The sequence below is a fragment of the Streptomyces sp. NPDC001568 genome (genome assembly GCF_042893755.1).
GTDB lineage: Bacteria > Actinomycetota > Actinomycetes > Streptomycetales > Streptomycetaceae > Streptomyces.
The window spans coordinates 53,739-71,783 of sequence record NZ_JBIAVF010000007.1; the positions used below are offsets into that span (position 1 = coordinate 53,739).

Annotated in this window: 13 protein-coding genes; 5 read left to right on the forward strand and 8 right to left on the reverse strand. The window is 71.3% G+C overall.

Translation table 11 applies throughout. From position 1 onward, the window contains the following. Nucleotides 1-139 precede the first annotated feature (139 nt). Nucleotides 140-649: a DUF1203 domain-containing protein gene (locus tag ACFY0I_RS14540; RefSeq protein WP_388894571.1), complete on the forward strand. Its 510-nt coding sequence runs from the start codon at nucleotides 140-142 to the stop codon at nucleotides 647-649. Nucleotides 650-707: 58 nt separating this feature from the next. Here the strand turns inward: ACFY0I_RS14540 and ACFY0I_RS14545 are convergent, their stop codons facing one another. Beyond that, nucleotides 708-1,739: an aspartate-semialdehyde dehydrogenase gene (locus ACFY0I_RS14545; protein ID WP_388894574.1), complete on the reverse strand. Its 1,032-nt coding sequence runs from the start codon at nucleotides 1,737-1,739 to the stop codon at nucleotides 708-710. 260 nt (nucleotides 1,740-1,999) lie between these two features. Here ACFY0I_RS14545 and ACFY0I_RS14550 point away from each other — a divergent pair, with 260 nt between their 5' ends. Then, the gene (locus tag ACFY0I_RS14550) at nucleotides 2,000-3,493 is read left to right on the forward strand and encodes a M28 family metallopeptidase (protein ID WP_388894577.1); all 1,494 of its coding nucleotides are present in this window, start codon (nucleotides 2,000-2,002) and stop codon (nucleotides 3,491-3,493) included. Nucleotides 3,494-3,572: 79 nt separating this feature from the next. Here the strand turns inward: ACFY0I_RS14550 and ACFY0I_RS14555 are convergent, their stop codons facing one another. After that, complete coding sequence (locus ACFY0I_RS14555) at nucleotides 3,573-6,917, reverse strand: S8 family serine peptidase (protein ID WP_388894580.1); 3,345 nt, start codon at nucleotides 6,915-6,917, stop codon at nucleotides 3,573-3,575. Nucleotides 6,918-7,191: 274 nt separating this feature from the next. Next, nucleotides 7,192-7,758, reverse strand: a complete 567-nt coding sequence (locus ACFY0I_RS14560; protein WP_388894583.1) for a CGNR zinc finger domain-containing protein — start codon at nucleotides 7,756-7,758, stop codon at nucleotides 7,192-7,194. A 140-nt stretch (nucleotides 7,759-7,898) separates the two neighbouring features. Here ACFY0I_RS14560 and ACFY0I_RS14565 point away from each other — a divergent pair, with 140 nt between their 5' ends. Both ACFY0I_RS14565 and ACFY0I_RS14570 read left to right on the forward strand, forming a co-directional pair. Beyond that, nucleotides 7,899-8,369: a VOC family protein gene (locus ACFY0I_RS14565; protein WP_388894585.1), complete on the forward strand. Its 471-nt coding sequence runs from the start codon at nucleotides 7,899-7,901 to the stop codon at nucleotides 8,367-8,369. 59 nt (nucleotides 8,370-8,428) lie between these two features. Beyond that, the gene (locus ACFY0I_RS14570) at nucleotides 8,429-9,337 is read left to right on the forward strand and encodes a pyridoxamine 5'-phosphate oxidase family protein (RefSeq protein ID WP_388894588.1); all 909 of its coding nucleotides are present in this window, start codon (nucleotides 8,429-8,431) and stop codon (nucleotides 9,335-9,337) included. Here the strand turns inward: ACFY0I_RS14570 and ACFY0I_RS14575 are convergent. Both ACFY0I_RS14575 and pepN read right to left on the reverse strand, forming a co-directional pair. Then, a complete protein-coding gene (locus tag ACFY0I_RS14575; RefSeq protein ID WP_388894591.1) occupies nucleotides 9,313-10,275 on the reverse strand; it encodes a hypothetical protein in 963 nt (320 codons plus the stop codon). The two genes, ACFY0I_RS14570 and ACFY0I_RS14575, sit on opposite strands and share 25 nt — an antisense overlap. A 288-nt stretch (nucleotides 10,276-10,563) precedes the next feature. Beyond that, complete coding sequence (gene pepN, locus ACFY0I_RS14580) at nucleotides 10,564-13,119, reverse strand: aminopeptidase N (protein ID WP_388894594.1); 2,556 nt, start codon at nucleotides 13,117-13,119, stop codon at nucleotides 10,564-10,566. Nucleotides 13,120-13,246: 127 nt separating this feature from the next. Here pepN and ACFY0I_RS14585 point away from each other — a divergent pair, with 127 nt between their 5' ends. Continuing rightward, on the forward strand, nucleotides 13,247-13,894 hold the full coding sequence (locus tag ACFY0I_RS14585) for a DsbA family protein (RefSeq protein ID WP_388894597.1): 648 nt from the start codon (nucleotides 13,247-13,249) through the stop codon (nucleotides 13,892-13,894). 122 nt (nucleotides 13,895-14,016) lie between these two features. Here the strand turns inward: ACFY0I_RS14585 and ACFY0I_RS14590 are convergent, their stop codons facing one another. From ACFY0I_RS14590 to ACFY0I_RS14600, 3 genes are all read right to left on the reverse strand, one after another. Next, on the reverse strand, nucleotides 14,017-14,673 hold the full coding sequence (locus ACFY0I_RS14590; RefSeq protein WP_388894600.1) for a superoxide dismutase: 657 nt from the start codon (nucleotides 14,671-14,673) through the stop codon (nucleotides 14,017-14,019). A gap of 209 nt (nucleotides 14,674-14,882) precedes the next feature. After that, nucleotides 14,883-16,292 (reverse strand): amino acid permease, encoded by a 1,410-nt coding sequence (locus ACFY0I_RS14595; protein WP_388894603.1) that lies wholly within the window; start codon nucleotides 16,290-16,292, stop codon nucleotides 14,883-14,885. A 237-nt stretch (nucleotides 16,293-16,529) separates the two neighbouring features. Then, a complete protein-coding gene (locus ACFY0I_RS14600) occupies nucleotides 16,530-17,930 on the reverse strand; it encodes an amino acid permease (RefSeq protein ID WP_388894606.1) in 1,401 nt (466 codons plus the stop codon). Nucleotides 17,931-18,045: the final 115 nt, after the last annotated feature.

The window sequence follows — 18,045 nt, forward strand, 5'->3', positions numbered from 1 at the left end:
GCGGTCATCTCCTTTGATGGTGACGTAGCCCCGCCATCCTTCCACGAGGTCCGGGCCACCGCGCCGGAGTATCCCGCAGGCGAACGCGAGGTCCGATTCCGGCCGGCGCCGGGGGAGCGGGCGCGCCACGATCGCAGCCATGACCTCCTCCACCGCACCCCTCACCGCCCGCGCCGTCGACCCCGCCGCCCTCGCCGAACTGCGCCTGAACGACGACGCGGGCCGGCCCTGCCTCCCGTACGAGGACCCGGAGGGCGGCGCCCCGCTGCGCTGCTGCCTGCGCCGCAGCCGGGCCGGCGAGCGCATCGCCCTGGTCTCCTACGCGCCGCTGCGCCGCTGGGCGGCCGGTTCCGGCGCCGAGCCGGGGGCGTACGACGAGCAGGGGCCCGTGTTCGTGCACGCCGAACCCTGCGCCGGTCCGGCCGGGGGCGACGGCCTGCCCTTCGGGACCCCGGGGGCGCTGCGCGTCGCCCGGCGCTACGACGCGGCCGGCCGGATCCTCGGGGGCCGCGCACTGGAACTGGGCGAGGCACCCGACGCGGTCGTCGGGCAGGCGCTCGCCGAGGCCTTCGCCGACCCGGAGGTGGCCCTCGTGCACGTCCGGGCGGTGGAGTACGGCTGCTTCCTCTACGAGGTGCGGCGGCCGTGAAACGGGGGAGGGGCGGGCGCCGCACGGCACCCGCCCCTCACGCGCCCGGCGGACCGGGTCAGCCCTGGCGGAGCTCCTCGGCGACGAGCTCGGCGATCTGCACCGCGTTCAGCGCCGCGCCCTTGCGCAGGTTGTCGTTCGACAGGAACAGCGCGAGGCCGTTGTCGACGGTCTCGTCCACGCGGATGCGGCCCACGTAGGAGGCGTCCTTGCCGGCGGCCTGGAGGGGCGTCGGGATCTCGGACAGTTCGACGCCGGGGGCGTCCTTCAGCAGCTCGTAGGCGCGCTCGACGCCGATCGGGCGCTCGAAGCGGACGTTGACCTGGAGCGAGTGGCCCGAGAAGACGGGGACGCGCACGCAGGTGCCGGAGACCTTGAGTCCCGGGATCTCCAGGATCTTGCGGGACTCGTTGCGGAGCTTCTGCTCCTCGTCGGTCTCGAAGGAGCCGTCGTCGACCAGGTTGCCCGCGAGCGGGACCACGTTGTAGGCGATCGGGCGCTTGTAGACCTGCGGCTCGGGGAAGTCCACGGCGCCGCCGTCGAAGGTCAGCTGGTCGGCGGTCTCGGAGACCGCGCAGGCCTGGCCCCTGAGCTCGGCGACGCCCGCCAGGCCCGAGCCGGAGACGGCCTGGTAGGTGGTGGCGATCAGCGCGGTCAGGCCGGCCTCCTGGTGGAGGGGGCGCAGCACCGGCATCGCGGCCATGGTGGTGCAGTTCGGGTTCGCGATGATGCCCTTGGGACGGTTCTTGATCGCGTGCGGGTTGACCTCGGAGACCACCAGCGGCACCTCCGGGTCGCCGCGCCAGGCGGAGGAGTTGTCGATCACGACGGCGCCCTGGGAGGCGACCTTCTCGGCGAGGGCCCTGGAGGTGGCGCCGCCGGCGGAGAAGAGCACGATGTCCAGGCCGGAGTAGTCGGCCGTGGAGGCGTCCTCGATGGTGATCTCCCGGCCCTCCCACTCCAGGGTCGAGCCGGCCGAGCGGGCCGAGGCGAACAGCCGCAGCTCATCCAGCGGGAACTTCCGCTCGGCGAGGATTCCGCGCATCACTGCGCCGACCTGTCCGGTGGCTCCGACGATTCCGACCCTCACGGTGACTCCTCTACGTATGTACGACGCGGGCGCGCGTGGAGCCATCATGCGTTCGACCCCACGAGCCTTGTCCAATCCATTGTCCGAGGGACGGACGGTGTCCCGGACGTGAACCCCCGTGGCGAGTGCGTGACGGGCGTGTTGCAGGGCCCCCGAACGTCCGTTTTGCCTGGTCGGTGGCGGTTAGCGTCCGGACTGTCGTGCCCGGTATCCGGACGCGACAGTCCGGACACCGAACCGTCTACTCGGGGAGAACCACCGTGCGGGACCACCGCCACCGCCGCTCCATACCGGCCCTCGCCGCCCTCGCGGCCGCCGCCGTAGCCGCTCCCGTGCTGTTCGCGGCCGGGCCGGCCGCGGCCCACGACCGCGACCCTCGCGAGGGCCGGCTCGCCAAGGAACTCGTCGAGGAGGTCACCGCGCGCGGCGCCCACCGGCACCTGGCGAAGTTCCAGCAGATCGCCGACGCCAACGGCGGCAACCGCGCCGCGGGCACCCCGGGCCACGCCGCGTCGGCGGCCTACGTCCACGACACCCTGAAGAAGGCCGGCTACCAGGTCTCCTACCAGGACTTCGACATCCACGAGGCCCGCACGAGGACCGAGCGGACCACCGTCCTCGGCGCCGGTCCCCGGGAGCTGGCCACCGCCGCCTTCACCTTCACCCCCTCCACCCCGGCGGGCGGGCTGACCGCCCCGCTCGCCCTCGCGCGGGTCGACGAGAGCCCCGGCTGCACCGCCGACGACTACCCGGCCGGTGCCTTCGCCGGGAGGATCGCCCTGGTCAAGCGGGGTACGTGCACCTTCGTCGAGAAGCAGAAGGCGGCCGCCGAGGCGGGCGCGCTCGGCGTCATCGTCTACAACCACAGCGGCACCACCCCGGTCCGCGGCGGGTTCTCCTCGCCCGCCGAGGGGCTGATCCCGAGTGCGGGCATCACCTTGGCCGACGGCGAGGCGCTGGCCGCGGCGGTCGCCGCCGGCGAGGTGAAGGTACGCCTGGACCTGGACCAGGAGCACGTGAAGAAGACGACCCGCAACGTGATCGCCGAGACCCGGGGCGGTCGCGCCGACCGGGTCGTGGCCGTCGGCGCCCACCTGGACTCCGTCCCCGAGGGCCCGGGCATCAACGACAACGGCTCGGGTTCGGCCGGTCTGCTGGAGGTGGCGCTGAAGCTCGCCGACGAGGGCGCGAACAAGAAGGGCAAGGGCAAGCAGCCCGCGAACAAGGTCCGCTTCGCCTGGTGGTCGGCGGAGGAACTGGGCCTGCTGGGCTCCGAGCACTACGTGGCGCGGCTGTCGGAGAAGCAGAAGGAGGACATCGCCCTCTACCTGAACTTCGACATGATCGCCTCGCCCAACCCGGCGCAGTTCGTCTACGACGGCGACGACTCGGACAAGGTCGGCGCGGGCGCGGGCCCGGCCGGCTCGGCGCAGATCGAGGCGCTGATCAACGGCTTCCTGGACAAGAAGGGCAAGCCGCACGAGGGCAGTGACTTCGACGGCCGCTCCGACTACGGCCCGTTCATCGCGAACGGCATCCCGGCGGGCGGCACCTTCACCGGCGCCGAGGGCATCAAGACCGCCGAGCAGGCCAAGCGCTACGGCGGCACGGCCGGAGCCCCGTACGACCCGAACTACCACGGGGCCGGGGACACCCTGAAGAACCTGGACCTAAAGGCCTTCGACACGAACCTGGACGTCATCGCGCACGCGGTGGGCACCTTCGCCGAGTCGCTGCGCCCGCTCGGCAAGTAGCGGATCCGAGGGGGGAAAGCCCGGAGGGGCGGTGCTCGTGACGAGCGCCGCCCCTCCGGTTCGTGCGGGTCCTACCGGGTTACGGGAGGACCTTGTCGATCTGGACGCTGCCGGTGCCGGCGGCGGTGCCGCGGGCGTTGAGCAGCTGGACCTGGCCGAAGAACTGACGGCCCTCGGGGGCCGCGCTGTTGACCAGGACGTTCGCCGAGACCTGCGCCGAGGCGCCGGAGGCGAGGGTCACCGTGGCGGCCTCGTCGACCTGGACGGAGCCCAGACCGGCCGAGAAGAACACGTCGCGGTAGTCGTACGTGGTGGTGCCGGCCGGGATCGCGTAGCCGATCACCTTGATGCTGTAGGTGCCCGCGGCCGGCTTGAGCAGGCTCACGGCCTCCTCGGAGTCGCCGTCGGCGGCGGTGCCGACCTTGACGCCGTCCTTGTAGACCTCCAGGTCCAGGTCGGCGCCCGTGTCGGACGTCTTGCCGATGGCGACGTCGAGGCGGGAGACGCCCTCGCCGATGGTGACCTCGCTGGTCTGGGTCTCACCGGCGGCGATGGTCGGCTTGGCGACCTTCGCGGAGCCGAGCGGACCGCCCAGGAGCTTGCCGCCGGCGATGGCCGCGGCCTCGTTCTTGACGGTCCACTGGACCGGCGCCGGGGTGCCCTGCTTGACCTCGGGAAGGACCTTGACCGCCGGGTCGAAGGCCGCGCCGAGGACGGACACGTCCAGCTTGTACGGGTTGTCGAGCAGCGGCGACGTACGACGCGACTCGACCTCGATCTCCCAGACGCCCGGGGTCGGCTCGGCGTACGAGCGCAGGTCGGGGCGGCAGGTGTTCGCCGGGTTGTCGTAGTTCGGGTAGCACTGGGTCGTCGCGCTGTCCTCGACGCCCAGACCGTACGGGTGGATCGAGATGAAGCGGGTCTGGCTGTCGGGCTTCAGACCGCCCAGGGCGACCTCGAGGGTCTTGGTGCCCGGGGGGACCGTCACGAAGTACGACTTGTGGCTGTTGCGCTGCACGGACGAGGTGTCCGACAGGGTGTAGGTCGGCTTGGCCAGCGGGGCGGCCGCGACGACCGTCGCCAGGACCTGCTTGTCGATGCCCTCGGTGTTCGGGTCGTCGAGCTGCAGGATGCCGCTGTGGACGCCGGCCGACTTGACGTTCGCCTCGACCTTGATGGTGACGGGCTTGTTCAGCGGCAGCGTGACGTAGTCGTAGCCGCCGATGACCTTGAAGCTACCGTCGTCGTTGCGCCAGCTCAGGTTGTGCCGGGTGCCGTACTTCACGCCGGTGGTGCGCGTGACGACGACGTTGTAGACCTTCTTCTGGCCGACCTTCAGACCGCCCTCGCGGTCGTAGACGCCGGTGCCGAAGCCGGGGGTCTTCAGGAACTGGTCGATCGCGGTGTCGACCGGGGCCTTGACCGTGAACTCCTCGGCCTTCGCGTCGCGCTGGATGGACTCCCACGCGGCGTTCACGTCGAGCAGGCCCGCGCCCTGGGCGTGCGCCGGGACGTCGGCGATCTTCTTGGCGGTGCTGGTCAGCGCGACCCGAAGGTTCGCCGGCTTCAGCGCGATGTTGTTCTGCTTCGCGGCCGAGATCAGCAGGGCGCCGGCGCCCGCCGCCTGCGGCGAGGACATCGAGGTGCCCTGGAGCATGCCGTAACCGGCCGGGAGGTTGTAGCCGGCCTCCTTCACGGGCGCGCCGGGCAGCCAGGTCTGGATGGTGTTGATGGCCGAGCCGGGGGCGGTGATGGTCGGCGTGAAGCCGCCGTCCTCACGCGGACCGCGGGAGGAGAACGGGAACATGTTGTACTGCTTGCTCACGCCGGAGCCGTAGTTGGCGGCCCAGGTCTCCTTGGAGACCGCGGCACCCACGGAGATGACCTTGTCCGCGAGACCGGGGTCACCGATGGTGTTGACGCCGGGACCCTCGTTGCCCGCCGAGATGACGAGCTGGACACCGTAGGTGTCGATGAGGTTCTTGTAGAGCTCGGAACGGGCGTTGTTGCCGTCGTTGAGCGCCGGCAGGCCACCGATCGACATGTTGACGATGTCGACGCCGCGGTTCACGACGAGGTCGATCATGCCCTCGGTCAGCGCGACGTTGGTGCAGCCGCCGGACCAGGAGCAGGCGCGCGAGGAGACGAGCTTGGCGCCGGGGGCCTGGCCGTTCATCTGGCCGCCGAAGAGGCCGTTGGCGGCGGTGATGCCCGCGACGTGCGTGCCGTGCTCGGACTCGATGATGCCGACGTTGACGAAGTCGGCCTTCTTGCCGACCCAGTCACCGCCCAGCGGGTCCATCGGGACGTCCTTGCGGATCTCGATCACGAACGGGATGCGCTCGGAGACCTCGGTCGCCGCGTTGTCCGTGCCGAACCAGCCGATCTGGTTGCCGTCCTTGTACGGCTTCATCGGCTCGTTGTTGGTGAAGTCACCGTCCTGGTCGGTGTCGACGCGGACGGTGCCGGCGGCGACGTCGTAGAGCAGGCCGAACCGGTCGGTGGTGTCCCCGTCCCGGTTGACGTCGCCCTTCATGTCACCGGTGGCGGTGATCGACTCGCTGAAACGGCTCCACTGGAAGTTGCCCTCCGGGGCCTTCCAGCTCTGACCGCCGGCGCTGAAGGTGCCGCCCGCGGCGGTGACAGGGGTGATCTGGGCGCGCCAGGTCCCGTCGTTGTCCGTGATCGGGTCGGTCGCGGTCACCCAGTCGACGATCTTGCGCTCGCCGGTGGTGGTCTTCTGCAGGGCCGGGTGACCGACGTCGACGCCCGAGTCCATGATGCCGATGGTCACGCCGCGGCCGTCGGCCTGCGGGTTGTTCTTGACGAAGTCCACCGACCCGGTCTCGAACGAGGGGTTGTACGGGTTCTTCGCCGGGGTGTTCTTGTCCGGCGCCGCGTACGTCTCGGCCGCGGTCTTCTTGACCGTGCCGGTCTCCCGGTCGGCGTCCGGACGGGGGTCCGGACGCTGGATCTCGTGCCGCAGGTCGATGCCGTGGACGGAGTCCAGCTTGCCGGCGGCCTTCAGCGCCGCGTCGGCCTTGCCGGTCGGCAGGGTGGCGCGGACGTAACCGAGCTTGTCGTACGTCCGGCCCACCGAGGCGCCCTGGACGGCGCTCAGCTGGTCGGCGACCTGCTTGGTCTGGCCCGGGGCCGTCGCGACCATCACCGTGACGGTGGCGTCGCCCTTGGCCTTGGCCTCCTGGAGCAGTTCGGCGTCGGCCGAACCGAGCTTCTGGTCGGCGGACTTGACCGGCGCGGCGGCCGGACCGGGCACGGGGCCGGCGGCGGTGCCCAGCGCGAAGGCGGGCATGGCGCCGGTGGCGCAGAGGGCGGCCACCAGGCCCGCGGCCGCGGCGACGCGGGCCACGCGCCGGGTGCCCGGTATGGCCCCGTTGGTGGAGCTGGGGGAGTCGAGGGTCATCAGCATCCCTGGCTAAGTGAAAGATACGGTCCGGATTTCGGTGCCGGATGACCGGTCAGCTTTGCCGAAGTGACTGCTGTTTGGGGAGTGTTGTCATTGACCGAGACCTGACATGGCGGACTCTCGCCAATGCGGAGCATCCGCCAGAGGGCGCAAGGTCGGGCAGGTCAGGGCAATTCGCAGGTGTCTGCGAGTGGATTTATAGACTTTCCCTGCTCGCGGCGGGGCCGGAGCGGGCTTCCGTCTCGCGCCGGGTGTGACAGATTCCGATCGTTCAGCGCACGCGCGTGCGCGCGTAGTGGCGCGAGGCCTTCGCGCGGTTTCCGCACGCCGCCATCGAGCACCAACGGCGGGTTCCGTTGCGCGAGATGTCATGGAAGTGCAGGACGCAGGACTCGGCGGCGCACTTGCGGATCCGGTCCGGTCCGGCGACCAACAGGTCCAGGTAGTTCCGGGCGGCGATCCAGGCGGGACCCCAGGCGGGATCGGCGAACTCGGCCCGCTCGCCCGGCCCTTCGGGCGTCAGGGTGGCCCGGATCCGGCCGTGTTCCAGGACGGCGTCGACCAGCGCCCGCGCCCCCTCGTCGGACGGGTTCGCGACGGCGCGGGCCAGCGACTCGCGCGCGGTCAGCAGGTGGACCAGGGTCGCCGCGTCGGCCCGGAAGCGGTCGGCGAGGCCGACGCTCTCCAGCCACAGCGCGAGCCCTTCGACGCGGGTCAGCCCGAAGGCCCCGGCGAAGAGGTCGAAGGGTTCGCCGTCGACGACCCAGCGCGTGTTCAGCAGGTCGAGGGCGACCGGTTCCCCGATCAGCGGACGCCGGTCCGTCACCTGTGCCGTCATGCCGCCTCCTCGCGCCACCCACCCCTCGCGAGGCCGCTAACCCCTCAAGGGTACGTGACTGGTTGACCGTGGACTCTCTAACCTTTAATCTCAGAATGGAAGGTTAGAAGACACCGGCAGTCCTCGGGAAAGGGATCACCATGACCACCGCAGCCACCGCGCCCCCCGGCGCGCTCCGCACCGGCCACATCGGCCTGAACGTCACCGACCTCGACCGCTCGCTCGCCTTCTACCGCGACGCACTGGACTTCGCCCCGCTCGGCGAGGGCAAGGAGGAGGGGCGCCGCTTCGCCTTCCTCGGCCGGGACGGCGAGCTCGTCCTCACGCTCTGGCAGCAGGCCGAGGGCGGCTACCTGCCGGCCGCCGCCGGACTCCACCACCTGGCGTTCACCGCCGGGGACATCGGCGAGGTCCGGGCGTACGAGGAGCGGCTGCGCGGGCTGGGCGTCGCCTTCGCCCACGAGGGCGTCGTCGCCCACGCCGAGGGCGCGGCCTCCGGCGGGATCTTCTTCCACGACCCCGACGGCACCCGCCTGGAGATCTCCGTCCCCACCGGCGCGGAAGGGTCACCCGCCCCGACGGAATCCGCTCCCACCTGCGGGTTCTTCTAGGCCTCGCCGGGTTCGGGGCATCGGAGCAGACGAAGACGCGCAGGGAGAGGAGCACCGTCATGACGTACCACTGGGGCTCGCTGGCCGTGCAGGAACGGGTCGGCGTGCGCGACCTGGCCGATCACGTCGGCCGCTCGATCGGCGCCGACATCAGGGACGTGGCCGCGGCCTTCCTCGCCGAGCAGCCGCATCTCGTCGTCGGAGCCGCCGACGCGGACGGTCGGATGTGGGCCTCGCTGCTCACCGGCGCGCCCGGTTTCGTACGGGCCACCGGGCGGACCCGGATCGTGGTGACCGGCGGGCTCCCGCAGGGCGATCCGCTGGAGGGGCCGCTGGACGCGGCCGGCACCCGGGTCGGCACCATCGCGCTCGACCCGCGGACCAGGCGCCGGATGCGCCTGGGCGGCGCTGTCACGCCGGTGCCCGGCGGCTTCGCGGTCGAGGCGGACCGGGTCTTCGCGAACTGCCCGAAGTACCTGCAAAAGCGCCGACCGCTGGAGCGGGTGGCCGAGGGGGTCGGGATCGTACGGCGCGGTGCGGCGCTCACCCCGGGCCAACAGGGGACGGTCCGCGCCGCCGACACCTTCTTCGTGGCCACCACGTCGCCGGACGGGGTCGACGCCAGCCACCGGGGAGGGTTCCCGGGCTTCGTGGAGGTGCTCTCGGCGACCGAGTTGAGCTGGCCGGACTATCCGGGCAACGCCATGTTCCTCACCCTGGGCAACCTGGCGGCCGACGGGCGGGCCGGGCTGCTCCTGCCCGACTGGGAGGGCGGCGGCGTGCTCCAGCTGAGCGGGCGGGCCCGGACCGACTTCGGGGCGGACGGGGCGCGGGCCGTGCGGTTCACCGTGGAGTCGGTGGTGGAGAGCGTGCACCCGGGGCGGCTGCTGTGGAGCGCCCCGGAGTACTCCCCGGCCAATCCGCCGCTCGCGCGGCCGGCGCCTCACCGCGGGAGCACCACCAGGTAGGCGGCGGGCTCGCGGTCGTCGGCGGCCGTCAGGGCGGTGCGCACGACGGCGGCCTGCTGCTCGGGCCAGTCCCGCAGCTTGCGCGGGGTCAGGTGCAGCACGGTCACCCCGAGGCGCTCCAGCGCCTCGCGCTTGCGGACGCCCTCCGACCAGTCCTCGTCGTCGTGTTGGCGCGGGGCGCGGGTGTCGATCTCGATGGCGACGGCGTGCTCCGGCCAGTACGCGTCGACCCCGCCGAGGTGCGGGCCGCCGGGGAGGCGCAGGTCCACGTTCCAGACGGGTTCCGGCAGTTCGTAGCCCCGTACGAGCTGGTACAGCCGGTCCTCGGCGATGGCCCGGCCCTCGGCCAGCAGCGCCTCGACGGCGTCGACCACGTGCGGCCGGTCCAGCAGTCGGGCCACCGTCAACTCGCGTACGACGGCTGCCGGTTCGCAGTGTCCGGCGCGGACGGCCTCGCTCAGCAGGCGGCGTACGGTCGTGGCGTCGGACAGCTGTGCGACGGCGTCGGCCACGGCCCGGGCCACCGGCGCCACGGGCAGCCCGGTGACCTCCACGGAGCGCGGCGGGGTGTGCGTGCGGATGATCCGGACGTCGCCGGTGGACCGCAGTCGGCGGGTGTTGGCCACGAGGACGTCGATGTGGGAGAGCCCCAGCAGGGCGGGGGTGGAGGTGAACCGGTACAGCGCGAGGGCCGCCAACCCGGTGATCATGACCTCGGCGCCGGCCCGGCGGCCGGCGTACAGCAGGGCCGCGTGCAGTCGCTCCTCGCTCGTCGCGGGACCGGCGTGGAGCAGGAACACCCCGGGCAGCAGCTGCTGCCAGGGCCGCCCCGCCGCGTCGGAGGCGCTGACGCCGTGCTCGCGCAGCTGGGCGAGGGTCAGCACGCGGGGGCGGCCGGCGGTGAGGTGGGCGAGGGGGAGGGGTGCGTTCTGGTTCATGACGCGGTGATTCCCTCAGGCCATGGCCTTGCTAACGCCTGTTACACGCTCGTCGACAAATCGGGACAAGGCGGGGCTAAAGTACGGGCGTTCGACTGCCGAAAGGGACCCCGCCATCCGGCATCCGTCATATGACCATACTGATGGTTTCGGTGGCGGGGAAGCAGGCGGGGACGCGGACGGCGCAGCGGACGGGGGCGGGAGCGGACCGGTGTCCGCCCCCGCCCCCGCCCGCGTGGCGCGCGGCTCCGGCCGGGCCTCGGGCCCGCCCGCGCCGCCCGCCCGTCGTCAGCCCGCCGCCGCGTCGCAGGCCTGGGCGCGCAGGGCCCGGGCCAGGTCGTCACGGGACTCCAGCACCAGCCGCCGCAGGGCGGGCGCCGCGTCCGGGTGGGCCGTGAGCCAGGCGTCGGTCGCCTCGACCGTGGCCTGCGAGTCCTGGAGCGAGGGGTACAGGCCCCGCACCACGTGGATCCCGATCTGGATCGAACGGTCCGCCCACACCCGTTCGATCACCTCGAAGTAGCGGTCGGCGTAGGCCGCCAGCAGGTCCCGCTGGGAGGCCTGCTGCATGCCCGAGATCGTCGCCTCCACCAGCGCGTTCGACAGGGCGTCCGATTCGACGGTCGCCGCCCACGCCTGGTCCTTGACCGCCGCCGACGGCCGCGCCGCCAGGCAGCGCACCTGGTGCTGCTTGCCCGACGCCGTGTCGTCGCGGACCAGTTCGGCGGCCAGGACGCCCTCGTCCACCGAGCCGTGCGCCGTCAGCGGCAACAGGAAGTCCCAGCGCAGCTCCTGATCGACCTCCAGCCCGTCGATCCGCGCGCTCCCGTCCAGCAGGCCGAGCAGCAGCTGGTGGTCGCCCTCGGTGGCGGCGCTCGACGCGAAGAACCGCGCCCAGGTCAGCTGGTGCTCCGAGCCCGGCTCGGCCAGCCGCAGCTCGCGCAGCGCGCCGGCCGCCAGCTCCCGGCCACGCTGCTCGCGCAGCTCCGGCGTCGTGTACCGGTTGACCGCGCCCAGGGCCTGGACGTGCAGCATCTGGAGCACGCCCACGTCGGTCTCCCGGCCCGCGTGCGCGAGCACGAGCGCGAGGAAGTCGCGGGCCGGCATCAGCCCGTCGCGGGTCAGGTTCCACAGCGCCGACCAGCACAGGGCGCGGGCGAGCGGGTCCGTCAGACCGCCCAGGTGGGAGCGGAGCGTCGCCAGGGACGCCTCGTCGAAGCGGATCTTGCAGTAGGTCAGGTCCTCGTCGTTCACCAGGACCAGGTCGGGCCGCTCGGACCCGGCCGACTCGGCGACCACCGTACGGGTGCCCGCGACGTCCGCCTCGGCCCGTGCGTAGCGGACCAGGGTGCCGTCGGTCCCCAGCCGGTACAGGCCCACCGCGACCCGGTGCGGGCGGAGTTCGTCGCCCTCCTGGAGCACCGCCAGCTCCGTGACGCGACCGCCCGCGTCGTAGGTCACCACCGGCGTCAGCGCGTTCACGCCCGCCGTCTGGAGCCAGGCGCGCGACCACTCGGCCATGTCCCGGCCGGAGACCTCGCCGAGCACCGACAGCAGGTCGTCCAGCGTGGTGTTCCCGTAGGCGTGCGCCTTGAAGTAGCGCCGCGCGCCCTCCAGGAACGCCTCCCGACCCACGTACGCGACGAGCTGCTTGAGCACGGCCGCGCCCTTGGCGTAGGTGATCCCGTCGAAGTTCAGCTTGGCGTCCTCCAGGTCACGGATGTCGGCCGTGATCGGGTGCGTGGACGGCAGCTGGTCGGCCCGGTAGGCCCACGCCTTGCGGCTGTTGGCGAAGGTGACCCACGCCTGGTCGAAGCGGGTGGCCTCGACGAGCCCGAAGGAGCCCATGAAGTCCGCGAAGGACTCCTTCAGCCACAGGTCGTCCCACCACTTCATGGTGACCAGGTCGCCGAACCACATGTGCGCCATCTCGTGCAGGATGACGTTCGCGCGCCGCTCGTACGAGGCCTGCGTGACCTTCCCGCGGAAGATGTACTCCTCCCGGAAGGTCACCATCCCCGGGTTCTCCATCGCGCCCAGGTTGTACTCGGGCACGAACGCCTGGTCGTACTTCCCGAAGGGGTACGGGTAGTCGAAGATCTCGTGGAAGAGGTCGAAGCCCTGCTTGGTGACGAGGAAGACGTCGTCCGCGTCGAAGTGCTCGGCCAGCCCCTTGCGGCACATCGCGCCCAGCGGGATCGTCAGCTCCCCGCGGGTGTAGGTGTCCGTGACGTAGTGGTACGGGCCGGCCACCACGCAGGTGATGTACGTGGAGATCGGCGCGGTCTCGGCGAAGCGCCGGGTCAGCCCCTCGCGGGACTCCTCGACGCCGTTGCTCCACACGTGCCAGCCCTCGGGCGCGGTCACCTCGAAGCGGTACGGGGCCTTCAGGTCGGGCTGCTCGAAGTTCGCGTACACCCGGCGGGCGTCCGCGGGCTCGTACTGGGTGTAGAGGTAGACCTCGCCGTCCTGCGGGTCCACGAACCGGTGCATGCCCTCGCCGGTTCGGCTGTAGGCGCAGTTCGCGTCCACCACGAGGACGTTCTCCGAGGCCAGCCCGGCCAGGGCGATCCGGGTCCCGTCGAAGACCGCGGCCTCGTCCAGCCGCTGCCCGTTGAGGGTGACCGAGTTCACCGAAGGGGCGATCAGGTCCGCGAACGAGGAGGCGCCGGGGGTCGCGGCGCGGAAGCGGACGGTGGTCACCGAACGGAAGGTCCGGGGGCCGTCGGCCGGTTCGGCCTCGTCCACCGCGGACCTCAGGTCGAGGACCACCTCGTACCCGTCGACGGACAGCAGCTCGGCCCGCTCGCGGGCCTCGTCACGGGACAGATTCTCTCCGGGCACGTGCACTCCTTCGTGCGTGATCGCGTTCTTCGGTTCGAATCCTCCCACGGGGAATGCGGGTGCCCCCGGCCTGGTTGGCGCAGGGGATGGTGCTGGGCAATGGCTTGTTTTTGACACGAGGAGAGACATGGCCGACACGCAGGTGAGCGAGAAGACCCCGGTCGACTTCTGGTTCGACCCGCTCTGCCCCTGGGCCTGGATGACGTCCCGGTGGATGTTGGAGGTCGAGAAGGTCCGCGACGTGGAGGTCCGCTGGCACGTGATGAGCCTGGGCGTCCTGAACGAGGACAAGCTCGACGAGCTGCCCGAGAGCTACCGCAAGCTGCTCGGCCCCGAGGCCTGGATACCGGTACGGGTGGTGACGGCCGCGCAGCAGAAGCACGGCAAGGAGATCACCGGCAAGCTCTACACCGCGCTCGGCACCCGCATCCACAACGAGGGACGCGGCAACACCCCCGAGGTCGTCGCGGAGGCGCTCGCCGAGGTCGGCCTGCCGGCCGAGCTCGCCGAGTACGGCACCTCCGACGCGTACGACACCGAGCTGCGCGCGTCGCACAACGAGGGCATCAACCGGGTCGGCCAGGAGGTCGGTACGCCGGTCATCTCGGTGCCCGGCGCCGACGGCGCGGACGTGGCCTTCTTCGGCCCGGTCGTCACCCCGACCCCGCGCGGTGACGACGCGGCCCGGCTGTGGGACGGCACCCTGCTCGTCGCCTCCACCCCGGGCTTCTTCGAGATCAAGCGCACCCGGGACAAGGGCCCCAGCTTCGAGTAGTCCGCCCGGCGCAGTGCACGGAAGGCCCCCGCGAGTCACGTCCTCGCGGGGGCCTTCCGGTGGAAACGTCCGCTGTGAAGGTTGAGAAGACGATCACGAGGCGGACGGCTGGGGCGTGCCGATCAGCCCTTGGCGGGGATCAGCAGAGGGGTGTTCGCCTTGGCGTCGGCGTAGCGCTTGGCCACGTCCTGCCAGTTGACGACGTTCCACATGGCCTCGATGAAGTCGACCTTCTGGTTCTTGTACTGCAGGTAGAAGGCGTGCTCCCAGGCGTCGAAGACGAGGACCGGGGTGCTGGCGATGCCCACGTTGCCCTGGTGGTCGTAGACCTGCTCGACGACGAGACGGCCGCTGACGGGCTCGTACGCGAGCACGCCCCAGCCGGAGCCCTGGGTCGCGGAGGCCGCGAACGTCAGCTGCTTCTTGAACTTCGCGAACGAGCCGAAGGACTCGGTGATCGCGTCGCTCAGGCCGCCCAGACCGTCCGCCGCGGTGGGCTCGCCGCCGCCCTCACCGGTCTTCGGGCTGGCCATGTTGTGCCAGTAGATGCTGTGCAGGATGTGGCCGGAGAGGTGGAACGCGAGGTTCTTCTCCAGGCCGTTGAGGGCGCCCCAGTTCTCCTTGTCGCGCGCCTCCTCCAGCTGCTCCAGGGTGTTGTTGGCACCCGTCACGTAAGCCGCGTGGTGCTTGTCGTGGTGCAGCTCGATGATCTGCGGGTTGATCACCGGCTCCAGCGCCGCGTAGTCGTAAGGAAGCTCAGGAAGCGTGTAAATGGCCATGTCTGTATCCGGTCCCCTCGGCGTGCCAATCGCTTATTGCAATCAATGCGCAACTGCACGCTAGCAGTATCTAATCCTCCGTTCGAGTAAGGGTTACCTCTCTTGTACGGGTCTCCGGAACGCCCGAGGCCGGGCCCATGCGATCGCATGAACCCGGCCTCCGACGTGCCGTTCCTCGGGGGTGTTACCCCGTTTTCGCGCGCTCCCGGTCAGGCTCCGCCGCGGGCCGCCGCGCGGCGCTGCATCAGGTAGCCGGTCGCGGCGAGGGCGACGGTCAGCCCGCCGGTGAAGATCACCTGCACCCGGGTGTCCTCGTCCCACGCCATCAGGACCAGCACCCCGGCGACCCCGGCCAGCGCCACCCAGGTCAGGTACGGGAAGCCCCACATCTTCACGACGAGCTTCTCGGGGGCCTCGCGCTCGGTGCGGCGGCGCAGCACGAACTGCGAGACGGCGATGAAGCCCCAGACCACGAGGATGACCCCGCCGACCATGTTCAGCAGCCAGGCGAAGAGGGTGTCCGGGTACCAGTACGAGAGCAGGACGGTGACGAAGCCGAAACCGGAGGAGGCCAGCACCGCGCGGCGCGGGACCCGGCCGGTGACCTTGCCGAGCGCCCGGGGGCCCTGGCCGCGGGAGACCAGGGAGTAGGCCATGCGGGAGGAGCCGTAGATGTTGGCGTTCATCGCGGACAGCAGGGCGATCAGGATGACCACGTTCATGATCTGGCCGGCGGCCGGGATGCCCAGGTGGTCCAGCGTCGCGGCGTACGGACCGGTCCCGGTGACGGCCGGGTCGTTCCACGGCAGCAGGGTGACGATGACCAGCATCGAGCCGACGTAGACGATCGCGATCCGCCACATGGTGGTCCGAACGGCCCTGGCGACTCCCTTGATCGGGTCGTCGGACTCGGCGGCGGCGATGGTCACCGTCTCCAGGCCGCCGTACGCGACGACCGAGGCGAGCAGGCCGACCAGCAGCCCGTCGAGGCCGTTGGGCAGGAAGCCGCCGTCGTGCAGGAGGTTCGCCGAGCCGGGGGAGGCGGTGCCGGGCAGCAGGCCGAGGACGGCCAGCACGCCCAGGCCGAGGAAGAGCGCGATCGCGCCGATCTTGAGGGCGGCGAACCAGAACTCGAACTCGCCGAAGTTGGAGACCGCGGCGAGGTTGCTCCCGCAGAACAGCGCCATGAAGACCAGCACCCACATCCACGAGGGGGTCCCGGGGAACCAGCCCGTCATGATGTGCGCCGCGCCGATGGCCTCGATGGCCACGCCCACGCACAGCAGGGTCCAGAACATCCAGCCCGCGGTGAAACCGGCCCAGGGCCCGATGGCCCGATCTGCGTGCACCGAGAAGGAGCCGGAGGCCGGGTTGGCGGCGGACATCTCGCCGAGCATCCGCATCACGAACATCACGAGCAGCCCGGACGCGGCGTAGGCCAGGACGATCGAGGGCCCCGCCGCCGCGATGCCGGCGCCGGAGCCGACGAAGAGGCCGGCGCCGATGACCCCGCCGAGGGCGATCATCGAAAGGTGGCGCTGCTTCAGGCCGTTGCCGAGGGGGGACCCGGTGTCGTCCTGCGGGGGCGCGGCGGGCGTGAGGGTGCTGCTGTGGCTCATGGGGGTGTGCCTGTCCGGTGTGCGGGGGTCGAACGATGACCTCAGTGTGCCGAGCGTCCGTTCAGCGGACGTTCTGTGTCCGCTATCCGGACAGCCGGCTCACGGGCCGTGATCGCGACCGCACGCGCGCCCGGCCGGGTGCGGAGCCCCTCCGCACCCTCTCCGCACGCTCCGGACGCGCGAGGACCCCCGCGCCGACGGGGCGCGGGGGTCCTCCTTCTCGCGTACGGACGGGAATCAGGCGGCGGCCCGGCGCGCCCGGACCTCCCGCAGCCACGCCACCAACAGCACCGCCGCCGCCGCGCCCGAGGACCACAGCAGCTGCGGGCGCGCCGAGTCGTCGAACAGCATCAGGACCAGTACCGCCGCCATCCCGATCAGCGCCGCCCACGTCAGGTACGGGAACAGCCACATCCGCAACGTCAACCGCTCCGGCATCTCCCGTTCCAGCATGCCGCGCAACTTCAGCTGCGAGACCGCGATCAGCGCCCATACGAACAGCAGCACCGCGCCGACCGCGTTGAGCATGTAGAGGAACACCGTGTCCGGCCACAGCAGGTTCAGCACCACGGACACGAAGCCGAAGGCGACCGACGCGAACACGGCCCGGCGCGGCACGCCGCCGCCGGACACCTTCAGCAGCGACCGCGGGGCCTCGCCCCGCTCGGCGAGGGAGAACACCATGCGGGAGGAGCCGTAGAGGTTCGCGTTGAGCGCCGACAGCAGTGCCACGAACACCACGATGTTCATGATCTGACCGGCGGCCGGAATGCCGATCGAGTCGAGCACGGCCACGTACGGGCTCTGCCCGGGCTCCAGCGAATCCCAGGGCAGCAGGGTCACGATGACCAGCATCGAGCCGACGTAGAAGAAGAGGATGCGCCACACGGCGCTGCGCACGGCGCGGGCCACCGACCGGGCCGGGTCGTCGGACTCGGCGGCGGCGATGGTGACGACCTCCAGGCCGCCGAAGGCGAAGACCACCGCGAGCATGCCGGCGACGACCCCGCCCATCCCGGCGGGGAAGAAGCCGCCGTGGCCGGTCAGGTTGGCCATGCCCACCGGATCGGTGTCCGGCAGCACCCCGAAGATCGCGAGCGTGCCGAGGATCAGGAACAGCACGATCGCGCCGACCTTGAGGGCGGCGAACCAGAACTCGAACTCACCGAAGTTCCGCACGGCCGCCAGGTTGCAGACCGTGAACACCACCATGAAGACCAGCACCCACACCCACTGGTCGACCGAGGGCAGCCACCCGTTCGCGATCTTCGCGGCGCCGGTCGCCTCCACGGCGAGCACCACGACCAGCAGGAACCAGTACAGCCAGCCCGCCGAGAAACCGGCCCAGCGCCCCAGGGCCTTCTGCGCGTAGACGGAGAAGGAACCGGACGCGGGCATCGCGGCGGACATCTCGCCGAGCATCCGCATCACCAGCATCGCGAGCACGCCCGCGAGGAGGTACGACAGGATGATCGCCGGCCCGGCGATGCCGATGCCGGCGCCGGAGCCGACGAAGAGCCCGGCGCCGATCACGCCGCCGAGGCCCAGCATGGTCAGGTGGCGCTGCTTGAGGCTGTGGCTCAGGGGTTCCTGGAGCCCGTCCTCGGTGAGGGGCGGGTCGGGCAGGCGGTCGCGCATGAGGATGCTCGCACTCTCGGTCGGCCAAGCGGCGCTGGGGGCTGCACAGGGGATTGGCGGGAACCTACAGTCTGGCTGGAGGACACCCGTCGGAGCAAAAAGGGCGTGGCGTCGA

Excerpts from the sequence above, each read along its gene's own strand:
- ACFY0I_RS14540 (WP_388894571.1), top strand. The coding sequence starts at position 140 with ATGACCTCCTCCACCGCACCCCTCACCGCCCGCGCCGTCGACCCCGCC.
- ACFY0I_RS14555 (WP_388894580.1), bottom strand. The coding sequence starts at position 6,917 with ATGACCCTCGACTCCCCCAGCTCCACCAACGGGGCCATACCGGGCACC.
- ACFY0I_RS14560 (WP_388894583.1), bottom strand. The coding sequence starts at position 7,758 with ATGACGGCACAGGTGACGGACCGGCGTCCGCTGATCGGGGAACCGGTC.
- ACFY0I_RS14565 (WP_388894585.1), top strand. The coding sequence starts at position 7,899 with ATGACCACCGCAGCCACCGCGCCCCCCGGCGCGCTCCGCACCGGCCAC.
- ACFY0I_RS14570 (WP_388894588.1), top strand. The coding sequence starts at position 8,429 with ATGACGTACCACTGGGGCTCGCTGGCCGTGCAGGAACGGGTCGGCGTG.
- ACFY0I_RS14575 (WP_388894591.1), bottom strand. The coding sequence starts at position 10,275 with ATGAACCAGAACGCACCCCTCCCCCTCGCCCACCTCACCGCCGGCCGC.
- ACFY0I_RS14585 (WP_388894597.1), top strand. The coding sequence starts at position 13,247 with ATGGCCGACACGCAGGTGAGCGAGAAGACCCCGGTCGACTTCTGGTTC.
- ACFY0I_RS14590 (WP_388894600.1), bottom strand. The coding sequence starts at position 14,673 with ATGGCCATTTACACGCTTCCTGAGCTTCCTTACGACTACGCGGCGCTG.
- ACFY0I_RS14595 (WP_388894603.1), bottom strand. The coding sequence starts at position 16,292 with ATGAGCCACAGCAGCACCCTCACGCCCGCCGCGCCCCCGCAGGACGAC.
- ACFY0I_RS14600 (WP_388894606.1), bottom strand. The coding sequence starts at position 17,930 with ATGCGCGACCGCCTGCCCGACCCGCCCCTCACCGAGGACGGGCTCCAG.